Here is a 13,455-nt window from a genome sequence, read left to right on the forward strand (position 1 = left end):
AATATGAAACAGTTATTCAACCTCAAATCCTATATCATTTTCCTCTCACGGAATAAAGTGTACACAGCTATCAATGTTTTCGGACTGAGCATCTCACTGATGTTCGTGCTGCTTATCGGTATTTACACATGGCAAGAATATTCGGTTAATAAGCAATTCCCCAAAGCCGACCGCATCTTTGTATACGCAGTGGAAGCACATGGCAACAAATTCAGTGGCGGACACTGGAAGCTGCAAGAACACTTCCGCAGCAGGTATCCGGAGATAGAGAGTTCCTGTGCATTAGGCGGTACAGGTGAAGTGGGCTATATTATGAAAGACGGTGATCGTAAACAATATAAAACAACTTTTACAGACAGTACTTTCTTCGACATATTCGATATTCCTTTCGTTTGCGGCAGTAAACGGCAGGCGTTGGCAGACAGATTATCTGCTGTGGTGAGTGAAGAGTTTGCCAATTCGCTGTTCGGGTCACCGGAAAAGGCCTTGGGGCAGCAGCTCAATATGGAAGATACGCTTCGTTTCCGCATATCGGGCGTGATTCCTAAGATCATGAATTCCAGTCTCCCCTCTTCGGATATTTATATAAGGTATGAAAATGTGGGGTTATTCAATCCTGCCCTAACATCAGACGGTCTGAATAATGCTACTGGTGCAGAGGTTATCTTTCTCGCTAAACCCAATACCGATCTATTGAGCAAAGTGAAAGATATGAATGCTTTTCAGAAACAGTTCTTTTGGTTCTTCCAATTGAAAGACACTAATATAAAATCATTTTTTATACCATTTAACAAGTATTATTTCGCAGGTATCAGTTCCAGTTCCGGCACTTTGAAGACCGGCGACGGAAAATTGGTCAAGATATTGTTTGTCGTGGGATTAGTGATACTCTTATTCGCCATCTTCAATTACATCAATCTCACGACGGCTCAGTCCAACCGACGAGCGCGTGAGATGGCCACACGGCGTCTGATGGGAGCGCAAAGGAAAGGTGTTATCGGCAAACTGATTATCGAAAGTTGTGTGCTCTGTTTGATTTCAATGCTTGTAGCGATACTGCTTGTCTATGTTGTCACACCTTATGTCGGCAAGTTGCTCAATACGGAATTGCAACTTGCCTGGCTTATTCATCCCGTAAGCATTCTGCTGAACATAGTATTTATTCTTATTGTGGCTTTGCTTGCTGGTCTTATTCCCGCCACGATCATTTCCCGTGCGCGCCCGATCGATATTGTTAGAGGAACATTCCGTTTGGCCCATAAATATACATTCAGCAAAATGTTTATCATTGTACAGAATACGATCACGATTGTACTCATTGCCGCTACTTTCACAATGTCGCACCAAATTCATCATATGATAACGCTGTCTCGGGGCTTTAACACGACAGGATTGATAGAAGTTCCCGTGAGTATGTCCGACAAAACACTGATGGAGAGGTGGTTCAATCAGTTGCAACACCTCACGTCAGTCAAGAATGTAACAGCATGTGTAGGCACACCTTACAGCGGAGGCAATAATGAGACTTTTGATTTGAATAACAAGACTATCTCCAAACAGGAATTGATCGGGGATAAGGAATATATGAAGATATTCGGCTTAGGATTGGAACGGGCCGATGCAACCGATAAGAAGGAGAAAGTCTATGTCAACAAGCAGATGCTGGCAGAAGAAGGGCTACCTGCCAACAGCAGATACTATTACAGTGGAAAAGAGCGTATACCTATCGACGGTATCTTAAAGGATTTCCACATTCGCGGTCTTGAATCCTTGCAACACCCTCTGTGTTTGAGAATTTTGGACCGTAAGGATTTCAGGTCTTGGTCTACGGTGATCCAAATCCAAGGTAATCCCGTGATCGCTTATCAAGATGTGCAAAGAGTCTTTGAAGAAGTATTCAAGACTCCGTTAGAACTTGACAATCCGTATATCGACCAGCAAATAGCAGCAGAATACCAATCGGAAACGCGTATAGCTACGATCGTTCAACTGTTCTCCTTCATTGCCATACTGATCTCTCTGCTCGGTCTCATTGCTATGTCCACTTATTTTATTCAACAGAGGAGCAAAGAAATTGCCGTGCGCAAAGTATTCGGATCTACGAGCAATCAGATCCGCCGCAGTCTGATTCGCACATTCCTTCATTATGTGCTTATCGCCTTTGCAATCAGTGTGCCCACCATCTGGTATTTTATGAGCAGTTGGATCAGCCAATATACCTATCGTATCACATGGTGGCCGTGGATTATCGTAGCTGGCATCATTGTGTTGATTATTTCATTTTCTGCTGTGGCCGTTCAGAGTTATATGGCGAGCAATGAAAATCCTGTGAAGCATATTAAAGATAATCAATAATGAGACAGCTATTCAATCTTACGTCTTATATCACCTTTCTTTCACGAAACAAGGTGTATACGGCCATCAATGTTTTCGGTTTGAGCATTTCATTGATGTTCGTGCTGCTCATCGGTGTTTATACGTGGCAGGAGAAGAGTATCGATCGCCAGCACAGCAAGTCTTCACGTATCTATCTTGTAGGAACAGATTTCTATAAAGACAGAGGTAGGGTGTTGGGGTCTCACCACGCCGTACTGAAATATCTGCGTAACAGATACCCCGAAATAGAGAATACTTGCGGATTCATTAAAGGAAGTATGCGACTGAAAGGTAGGGGAGGTTTCTTTTATCGGGCAATTATATTGGAGACAGACTCTACGTTTTTCAGCATGTTTGATTTTCCTCTGTTGCAAGGAGACAGACAAACTTGTTTGAAGGATAAGAACAACGCTGTCGTGACACAACGGTTTGCCCGCCGATATTTCGGTACAGATCAGGTAATGGGGCGTGAAATTGTGTGGAATGACAGCACGAGATTCCGTGTGACTGGTGTAGTGCAGAATTTCGATAATACAATCATCAATGACGATGTAGATATAATTACAGACTTCTCTTGGGGCAAATATGATAATGTCGCCAATATGGATGAGTATTTCCCAAAATGGGTGAATATGACGGGAGCGAGCGTGTTTGTCCAAGTGCGGCAAGGAACTGAAATGCAGGGGCGTGAAGAAGAGTTGACTAAGTTTTTCCACTCTTTTTGGCCTTTCTTTAATGATAAGACTTTCCCGTGTAAGGTTATCCTGATACCACTGAATGAACTTTATTTCTCAGGACTGGAAAGTATTAATGAGAATTTGCGTACCGGTAATGAGAAGTTAGTGAATATCCTCTTTACCGTGGGGTTGGTGATTTTGCTTTTCTCTATAATGAATTATATCAATCTTACTGTGGCACAATCGAGTTATCGCTCCCGTGAAGTGGCTACACGCAGACTCTTCGGAGCCACCCGCGGCAATGTCATCTTGCGGCTGGTGATAGAAAGCACGGTGCTTTGTCTGCTCTCTCTGCTTATTGCCATTGCGCTTACCTTAGCTTTTGCACCGACAGTGGGACAGTTACTCGGTGTGTCGATGAAGATGGAAGTACTCAGTCATCCTGCCACTATCCTCCTTCTGATATTCTCTACGTTGCTCGTCGGTTTCCTTTCGGGCATCATTCCCGCTGTGATATTGTCGAAAGCAAGGCCTATTGAAGTGGTAAGAGGTACGTTCCGCAGGCAAACTAAGATGATTTTGAGCAAGACTTTCATCACGTTTCAAAACTTTATTACCATCGTGATGCTAGCCTCTGCCATTATTATGTCTTTGCAAATGCAGCATTTGATCAAGGCTCCGTTGGGATTCAACACCAAGCATCTTATCTGTATCAGTCAGGGCGAGGCTTTTGCCAGCCCGAAATTCCCTGTATTTCTTGACCGATTGCGGCAGCTCCCCGCTGTCTCTATGGTCATCCCTTCGATGGGCACACCACAGGATGGCGGCAATAATAATACCGTAATAGAGAAAAATAAGAAAGCTTCATTTCAGATGTTGATCGGTGAACCGGGCTTTATGGAAATTTATGGTCTTACGTTGGCAGACAATCGTCGCGTGCCGCATTGTCCTGTTGTCTATCTCAACCGTCAGGCTCTATACGATTTGGAGATGAAGCCGACCGATGTGCGTATGAGCGAATATTATAAGGAAAAGAAATTCTATTGTTTCCCTCCGGATGCAGCTTTCGGTGGTATTGTCAATGGCTTTCGACTCCGCAATATTATGGAAATGGACAATCTACCGATCTTGGTGTGTATAAAGGATAAGATAGAAAATCCCTGGGATCTTACCATCCAAGTGAAAGGTGATTTGGTCAATACTTACCGTGAGATTCAGTGCATTTACAAGGAAATATATCGAGAAGACTTAGTGGAATCTCATCCTTATGTAGACAAGCAAATAGAACAAGCCTTTGAACAGGATTTGAAGATCTCCCGTATCGTGTCCGTCTTTGCATTCATTGCCATACTGATCTCTCTGCTCGGTCTCGTTGCTATGTCTACTTACTTTATCCAACAACGGAGCAAGGAGATTGCCGTGCGCAAGGTATTCGGATCTACGAGCAATCAGATCCGCCGCAGTCTGATTCGCACATTCCTTCATTATGTGCTTATCGCCTTTGCAATCAGTGTGCCCACCATCTGGTATTTTATGAGCAGTTGGATCAGCCAATATACCTATCGTATCACATGGTGGCCGTGGATTATCGTAGCTGGCATCATTGTGTTGATTATTTCATTTTCTGCTGTGGCCGTTCAGAGTTATATGGCGAGTAATGAAAATCCTGTGAAGCATATCAAACAAGAATAGAAGCGGAAGTGAACGAGTAAGTGACTTAAAAATAGAATAACGATGAAAATCTTTCAGTACCTTAACTTCGCATGGCGCAATCTTCCACGACGTGGCCAACACAACGTGGTGAAGATTCTTTGTCTGGCACTCGGTCTGAGCATGAGTGCTGTGATCATCGCCGAGGTGTATTACGAGCAAACGTATAACCAATGCTTCTCTGATCATCTGCGAATTTGCCGCGTTACCGAAGCATTCAAGACTAAGAATCAAGAGCTTGGAGAACACGCCAAGACATCGGGCGGTGTGGCTCCGCTTATGAAGAAGACCATCGCCAAGGTGGAACTTGCCACTCGGATCAATCCTATCTCATCTGCCGAAGTAGAACTCGATAACAAAACACGCATTAAAGCCGACATCTATCTGGCTGACAGTTGTTTCTTCGATATGTTCCCTGCCAAGATATTAGAGGGCAATGCACGCAAAGGACTCACTGATCCGTTCTGCTGCGTGGTCAGCCATACCACGGCTGAACGGCTGGGTGGCAACGTTGTGGGGAAACGTCTCACCGATAAATCGATACCCGAAATAAAACTCACCATCATGGCCGTATACGAGGATTTCCCGCATAACAGCTCGTTCCATCATTACGATGTGATCGGAGCTATGAACACACAGAAGGCCTTTAACTATGACGGACAAGACAATCTGCTGGGTAACGACCGCTATAGCAGTTTCGTTCGATTGGCTGAGGGGACAGATCCCGACGAGCTTAAGCCGTACATCCATCGTATGATTCAGACCAATTATCCTGTCAAGGATTTACAACAGGCTGGCGTAGAGATGTCTTATCGGCTCACGCCTATCTCTGAGTTCTTCACCAATCAGCCCGACGTAAAGAAAATGTTTTGGATACTTTCCTTGCTGGCTTTCGTGCTATTGGCAGCATCCGTGCTCAATTACGTGCTTATCGTGGTGGGCAACTTAGTGGGTAGGGCACGCGAGATGGCTGTCAGAAAATGTTATGGGGCAGGTCGATTATCTATATTCGGTATCACATTCGGTGAAACTACAGTACACCTCGTCTTGTCGCTTGTGTTAGGCGGGACTTTGATTTGGAGCTGTCAGGGAACCATCGAGCAGCTGCTTTCGGCACCGCTTTCCGTCCTGATATTCAACCGCGGCGCATGGATTCTATGCCTTATTATTCTCTTGGTACTCGTTGTAGGCGGCTTAGTTCCCGCCATATTCTACAACAGAATGCCCGTGGCCATTGCTTTTCGAGGTTTTATCGAAGCGCGCCACCGGTGGAAAGTCGCCCTATTGGGACTGGAGTTTGCCATGGTTAGCTTCCTCTTGGGATTGCTGGTGGTCGTATCTCTACAATATTGCCATATCATCGGATTCGATATGGGTTATTGTTGCGAAGACATTGCCGTGGTTAACATCAGTACATTGGCGCAGAAAGACAAGCAGACCGCTGCCGACGAAGTGCGCAAGATGCCTGGTGTGAAGCGGGTTGCAGCCTGTAATACGCTACCATTCTACAACTCCAGCGGCAACAATGTGAGGCTACCCGGCGAGAAAGAGGAACTGTTTAACATCGCCGATCTTTATACCGTGAACGATAATTATTTTGCAATGATGCACATCCCTGTGACAGCTGGTCGCACATTCAAGCATAAAGGTGACAGTCTGCAAGAAGTGATGGTGAGCCAGAGCTTTGCCAAAATGATGAAGAAAACTTGCGGATGGGATGATGTCATTGGCCGAAAAGTTGTTATTACTGAGCACGCTAATACCGAACATCCACTGACAATCATCGGCGTTTATAGAGATATCTACATTGGCAGCGCCACAAACGGCAGCAGTAGTTACCCCTCGGCATTATTCTACGGCAGCTATACCTCGCCGATGCAAAATAATCTGATGATTCAGCTTGCTGATCCAACGACTGAGCAACTGGCCGCTATTCAGGAACAGTTGCAGCGGTTCTTCCCTACCAATACAGTGTTGGTGGAAAGTATGGAGAATCTGAAGAATCTGCAATACACGCCACAGAAGAATTTCCGCGACGGTGTGATGACGGCAGGTATCATTGTACTCTTCATTGCTTTGATAGGCTTGGTGGGCTACGTCAACGACGAAATCAATCGTCGCCATAAAGAAATTGCCATTCGTAAGGTCAACGGAGCACGTGTACGCGATATTCTCAACATCTTTCAACGAGACATTATGAAGACGGCTATTCCTGCTGTAATAGTGGGTGCCGTAGCTGCCTACGCGGTAGCTGCCCAGTGGCTGGTGCTCTACGACAACCGCATCACGCTTACGCCCTGGCTCTTTGTCGGCACCGTTGCAGCAGTGTTGACCATCGTTTCGGCAGTGACCGTGCTCAATTGTTATAAAGCGGCGAATGGAAATCCTGTTGATTTCCTGAAACAAGAATGAGTATTAAATATAACTATAAATTTTAATTCAAATGATTCAAACTGAAAATCTAAGCAAATCGTTTCGCACGGAAGAAGTGGAAACAATTGCACTCAACAATGTAAGTTTTAACGTGGAAGACGGGGAGTTTGTAGCCATCATGGGGCCATCTGGTTGCGGAAAGTCTACTCTGCTCAATATCCTTGGTTTGTTAGATAATGCCACAAGCGGAAAATATGTTTTGGGCGATAAGGATGTGTCGGAATTGAAAGAGAAGGAACGCACTGATGTGCGCAAAGGCGAAATAGGCTTCGTTTTCCAAAGTTTTAACCTAATAGACGAACTCAACGTGGAGGAAAATATCGAACTGCCGCTCACGTATCTGGATTATTCCAAGTCTGAACGCAAAGAGAAAGTAAGAGAAATGATGAAACGTATGAATATCAGTCATCGTGCCAAGCATTTTCCGCATCAGCTTAGCGGTGGTCAGCAACAGCGTGTGGCCATCGCCCGTGCTGTAGTGTTCGGTCCGAAACTCATTCTTGCTGATGAACCTACGGGTAATTTGGATTCTAAGAACGGCGCCGAAGTGATGCGCCTGCTGACGGAACTCAATCAAGATGGCACTACTATTGTGATGGTAACCCACAACGAACACGATGCTTCCATTGCCCATCGCACAATCCATTTGTTTGACGGGCAGATCGTGAAGTAAATGAATGATAATAACAGACGGTCATAGAAATGTGACTGTCTGTTATTCTCGTACTAAGACTTCTCTATATTGCCTGAGTTTCTCTATTTTCAATGCGCTTGATATTTTGAACTTTTCTTGACGAATTTATCACATACTGGGGAATATATCGTTAAATCAAAAAAAGTGCTTTTTATAATGTTTTTTATCGTTTGGTTGAAGTTTTTTCTTGTTAAAAATCTATTTCTCTATTCTTTGAATCAAAGATGTTTTGCGATAGTCACTTTTCTGCCATTTTTCCCATTATCCTCTCACAGATAAATCTTTTTTTACGGTTTTACTTGCAAATATCAAATATTTTATGTTAATTTGTAGCATTACAGTAATTGAAAGATTATCAAACGACAGATGAATTTTGACAAAATGGAAGATAATAAAATGAAATTCCTTTCCTTTTATTTGGTGGTTATCTGGAAAAGAACTACATTTGCGGTGTCACAATAACAATATGACACCTGTTACCTAAACTTAAATATATTACCTAACAATGGAAGTCGAAAAAATTATGCAAGACCTGGAGCGTAAGCATCCGGGTGAAGTGGAGTTCTTACAAGCAGTAAGAGAAGTGTTAATTTCAATCGAGGATGTCTACAATCAGCATCCGGAGTTTGAGAAAGCAAAGCTTATTGAGCGTATGGTTGAGCCGGAGCGCATCGTTACGTTCCGTGTGCCTTGGACTGACGACAAGGGCGAAGTGCACGTGAACATCGGTTACCGTGTGCAGTTCAACGGTGCCATTGGCCCGTACAAGGGTGGTCTGCGTTTCCATCCGTCGGTTAATTTGTCTATCTTGAAGTTCTTGGGCTTCGAGCAGACATTTAAGAATGCACTCACTACTTTGCCTATGGGTGGTGGTAAGGGAGGTTCTGACTTTGCACCTCGTGGCCGTAGTGATGCAGAAATTATGCGTTTCTGTCAAGCATTTATGACTGAACTATATCGTCATATTGGCCCGAATGAAGATGTTCCCGCAGGTGATATCGGTGTAGGTGGCCGTGAAATCGGCTATCTCTTCGGTATGTACCGCAAGTTGACACATCAGTTTGAGGGTGTGCTCACGGGCAAAGGTCTCGAATGGGGAGGCTCTATTTTCCGTCCTGAGGCTACCGGTTATGGCGCTCTTTACTTTGTAAATCAAATGTTGCAGACCAAAGGTATCGACATCAAGGGCAAGACCGTTGCATTGAGCGGATTCGGAAATGTGGCTTGGGGTGCTACCAAGAAAGCAACCGAACTGGGTGCGAAAGTTATCACGTTGAGTGGCCCCGACGGTTATATCCTCGATCCCGATGGTATCAGCGGCGAGAAAATCGATTATATGTTAGAGCTTCGTAACAGCGGAAACGATATTTGTGCACCTTATGCAGATAAGTTCTCTTCGGCAACATTCTTCGCAGGCAAGAAACCTTGGGAGGCAAAGGCAGACATTTACTTGCCCTGTGCAACGCAGAACGAACTCAATGGCGCAGATGCTGACAAGATTCTGGCTTCGAAACCGGTATGCGTGGCCGAAGTTTCTAATATGGGCTGCACGGCAGAGGCTTCCGAGAAGTTTGTTGCTTCGAAGACACTCTTTGCTCCGGGTAAGGCTGTTAATGCTGGCGGTGTAGCAACATCGGGCTTGGAAATGACGCAGAATTCTCTGCGTTTGGGCTGGACTGGTAAGGAAGTAGACGAACGTCTGTATCATATTATGCACTCGATTCACGAACAGTGTGTGAAATACGGTACCGAGTCTGACGGTTATATCGACTATGTAAAGGGTGCTAATATTGCCGGCTTTATGAAAGTGGCAAATGCAATGATGGCACAAGGGATTGTGTGAAGGAGTTAACGAATATACGAGTGAACGAGTGGACAAGGAGACGAGGGAATAATCGTATGAGTGGACAAGGAGGAATTTGTTCACGTGTCAACTTGTTTACTCGTCAATTTGTCAACACCTTTACTAAAAAGACGATCTTGGTCGTAGTAATACTTTTAGGCTTTACTCCTATGTTAGCTCAACAAAGGGGTAAAGCCTCTTTTTATTCTAAACGTGCCACCGGAGCACGAACGAGTAGCGGTGAAAGAGTTCACCACGACAGTCTTACTTGTGCTCATCGCACTTATCCTTTCGGTACGCTGCTCAGGGTGCGGAATCTTTCCAACGGTAAGGAGGTTGTCGTGAAAGTTATTGATCGCGGTCCTTTTGGTCGCGGCCGTATCATTGATCTCTCGTGGGGAGCAGCCCAACAGTTAGGGATGTGGGCTCAGGGTGGTACAACGGTAGAAATCAGTCCTGTGACGAATGTATCTATTCCGTATCGTAACGACAGCCCCATCAAGCTCCCGGAAATAGATTTTGAAGTGTCGACAGCCGGTTATAGTTTCATTGATGCGTGGAGGCAAAAGAGTCAGGAAAAGAAAGAACCGGCAGATAGATTAAGTAAGAAACTTCCGAAAAGCTATTCTGAGAAACATATCAAGTCGGTCTTAACTCCTGAGAGCGATTCTAAGCAACAGGCTAAGCAGGTTCCTCTCAAGAAAGATGAGACCAACAAGTGGTTAAAGATATTCGAGAAGTCTAAACATTGAAAATGCATCGGCCTTTATTATTATTCAAATGAAGCGATAATCAATTTGATACTGAAATATCGCTAATATATGGTCGTTAAAAAAATTCTTCTGTATTGGTCGGCAGTATCTCCTATATTGTAATGTGACAAGTCCTATACTTGTGGAGCTGTACTAAGGGACTTCTGCCTCACTCCTATACGAGTTCTTATTTAATATAATTATATTTGATAATGTGTGAAAATGAAATGTGGCGTATAATTTTCGGCAATGAGACTCGTACGTTTTTTCTTACTTTTCTATCAGATTTCGGTTCGTCTTTTATGTTAGGAGAGGAAGACCTCATTTAGTAAAAGATATTAATGATATAGGTTGCTATATTATAAGTTTTATAATTGTTTCTATGGAAAAGGTAATGGAGTCCTGTTTTATCTCTTAAATTTAATAATCTTTTCTTTAAATCTTTCTTGTATATTTAAAATTTATTGGCTAATTTTGCAGCGCGTAATAAGATAGGAGCGTCTTTTGAAGAAGATAATATTGAAAATGTAAGTTTTCTTTTGATAGTATATTATAATATAGAAATGGAAGTGTGTGTCCGATTTCTTCGGCCCTCTGTCAGGAATATCAGTTTTGGAGTATATGGAAAAAAGGTAAGAGTAAATGTTAAGAAGGATACACACAAAATGGACAATGATAATGAAAATAAATGTTTTGTCACTTGCTGCTGTGTCTGTGTTGATGACGGTTATTGCAAGTTGCTCAATTGATGATATTACCCAAGATATAATAGAGAAATCAATTGTAAAGAAAGAGAATACTCGTTTAACTACTTTCATTGCAGACAGGAGTCTCAATAAAACGGACACGCGTACATCTTTGGATCATGGAAGCGGATATTTTTTTTGGGAGAATGGCGACAAGGTTTATGTGAAGGATGATGATAACATCTTCCAAAAGAGTAACAAGGTTGTTATTGACAAGACAGCTCAGTTTAATTTTATGATGCCCGGAACCTACACAGCCGATGAATATATGGTCTATTATCCCGGTAAAGGAGGTTACGGAAATCGAGTGACAATCGCTGCCGAGCAAATACAGGAGACTCCCTATAACAGCAAACATTTCGGGGAATCAGGTGACTGTTCTGTGGGACTCGCAACAAAGACTCGGAGCGGACAATTCATTTTCCAGCTGGAACACAAAGCAGCTTATCTTTGTTTCTTGCCTTATGCGAAACAAAAACGTGTCAATACTTATATCACAGCAATCGAGGTAATTTCCGATGACAATATTGCCGGAACCTATATGCTCAGTCCCACTGATGAAAAGCTGGTCGGATCGGGGAGTGGAAAGACAATTACGCTCATTATGAAAGGGATTAGTGATGATGAAAAAGGATTTCCTCTGAAAAACACTTCCCCGGCAATCCGAGAGAATGGGGCCTTTATGGTAATTGCTCCGGGAAGGCATAAACTTACGGTGAAATATCACGTGAAAGACAGGCTGACTAATGTAGAAGGAGTTATTGTCAAAATACTTAAAGCATTTGATTATAAAGCGAACAATTATTATGATATCAAATCACAATTAGATGTTTCGGCCAACGATGCCAAGGCACGTGTTCCTCGTATTGATATCGATATTGACGGTGGCGCATTCGTTACGGATAAGAAAACATATCGCAATGCGCGGTTTAAAATAAGCGGAATGGGGATTTATCCCGATATAACCGAAACTGTTCAGATTAAAGGAAGAGGTAATAGCAGTTGGAATGATAAGAATCCTTATGATAAGAATCCTTATCGATTGAAGTTCAAAAAGGCAGTAACGCCATTTGGATTAGCCAAAGGTAAAAACTGGGTTTTACTTTCCAATAAGCGGCGACGCTCAATGTTGTCGAATGCTATCGGAATGAAGCTCGCTGCTTTGGTGCAAACAACTGCTGTAAACCATATCATTCCTGTGGAGCTGTACATCAACGGAAATTATCGAGGGAGTTATAATTTCACAGAGAAAGTGGGGATATCGGACAACAGTGTGAAAGTAAAAGACAAATCGAAAGCCGCTCTTTTAGAACTCGATACATATTATGATGAACAGTACAAATTTCACTCTACTTTCTACAATTTGCCTGTCAATGTCAAGGATTTCCATTTTGCAAAAGATGAAATACCTAATATGCTCGACATTATTCGAAGCGATTTCGATCGCTTCTGTCTCACATTGAAAGTAGATGGTCATATCTCTCATCTCGTGGATGTAGATCAGCTTGCTCGTTATTTGATGGTAAACGAACTTCTTTGTAATTATGAGATTATGCACCCTAAAAGTACATTCTTGTACAAGGAAGATTTTACTTTGGCGAACAGTAAGTACATCTTTGGTCCGGTCTGGGATCTCGACTGGACTTTTGGTTATGAGACTAATCGTGACTATGGAACTGCCAATCCTGAGACAGACTTTTGGAATGTTCCGTCAAGTCTTTATAAGGGACAGCAGTTCATTCGAGATCTCCGGTTTAAGGATAAAGCAGTTGATAAGGCTTATTATCGGGTTTGGACAAACTTTATGAGAAATCAGTTACAGGAATTACTCAGCTTTTGCGATGAGTATTATCGGTATGTACGTCCCTCTTTTCTGAACAATGATAAAAAAATGGAACAACAAGGATGACTATCAACTCGTGGTTCAAAATATGAAAACCTGGCTGCAACGACGAGCTAACTATATCTATGCTCGGCTTACTCCATATGAACTTGAAGAATAAGACTTGATCATATTATATCAGAAATATCCTATATTTGTTTTGATAATTCTGATAAAAGAAAAGCGTGTTGTTATAGTTCTGTCTTACCAGTATGGTAGAGGATTTTAGGTCATATTATTTTCAATAAGCAGTGGGGGAAGTAGCTGACGTATCTGCATTAGGAACGGGTTTTTAATAAAGTCTGTATTCAAGAAACTATTTCATACCAATGGTTGTATTAA

The 13,455-nt window shown here is 42.9% G+C and carries 7 protein-coding genes; all 7 read left to right on the forward strand.

Features of this window, described 5'->3' with window-relative positions:
- Nucleotides 1–3: 3 nt before the first annotated feature.
- The 7 genes from RWY97_RS02520 (at nt 4) to RWY97_RS02550 (ending at nt 13,140) form a co-directional block, all read left to right on the forward strand.
- On the forward strand, nt 4–2,355 hold the full coding sequence (locus RWY97_RS02520; RefSeq protein ID WP_315565342.1) for an ABC transporter permease: 2,352 nt from the start codon (nt 4–6) through the stop codon (nt 2,353–2,355).
- Nucleotides 2,355–4,745, forward strand: coding sequence for an ABC transporter permease (locus RWY97_RS02525; protein ID WP_315565343.1), 2,391 nt, complete (start codon nt 2,355–2,357; stop codon nt 4,743–4,745). The genes RWY97_RS02520 and RWY97_RS02525 overlap by 1 nt, the downstream gene beginning before the upstream one ends.
- Before the next feature lie 42 nt (nt 4,746–4,787).
- Entirely contained in the window at nt 4,788–7,175 is a 2,388-nt protein-coding gene (locus RWY97_RS02530) for an ABC transporter permease (RefSeq protein ID WP_315565344.1), read from the forward strand.
- 31 nt (nt 7,176–7,206) lie between these two features.
- Nucleotides 7,207–7,869, forward strand: coding sequence for an ABC transporter ATP-binding protein (locus RWY97_RS02535; protein WP_021584584.1), 663 nt, complete (start codon nt 7,207–7,209; stop codon nt 7,867–7,869).
- Nucleotides 7,870–8,395: 526 nt separating this feature from the next.
- Nucleotides 8,396–9,733: an NADP-specific glutamate dehydrogenase gene (gdhA, locus tag RWY97_RS02540; RefSeq protein WP_315565347.1), complete on the forward strand. Its 1,338-nt coding sequence runs from the start codon at nt 8,396–8,398 to the stop codon at nt 9,731–9,733.
- Between the two features lie 170 nt (nt 9,734–9,903).
- Nucleotides 9,904–10,485 carry a septal ring lytic transglycosylase RlpA family protein gene (locus RWY97_RS02545; RefSeq protein WP_390883252.1) on the forward strand — a complete coding sequence of 194 codons (582 nt, stop codon included), beginning with the start codon at nt 9,904–9,906 and terminating at the stop codon, nt 10,483–10,485.
- Between the two features lie 678 nt (nt 10,486–11,163).
- Nucleotides 11,164–13,140, forward strand: coding sequence for a CotH kinase family protein (locus RWY97_RS02550; RefSeq protein ID WP_315565349.1), 1,977 nt, complete (start codon nt 11,164–11,166; stop codon nt 13,138–13,140).
- The last annotated feature ends 315 nt before the right edge of the window (nt 13,141–13,455 follow it).

The organism is Hoylesella pleuritidis (genome assembly GCF_963541955.1).
GTDB lineage: Bacteria > Bacteroidota > Bacteroidia > Bacteroidales > Bacteroidaceae > Prevotella > Prevotella pleuritidis.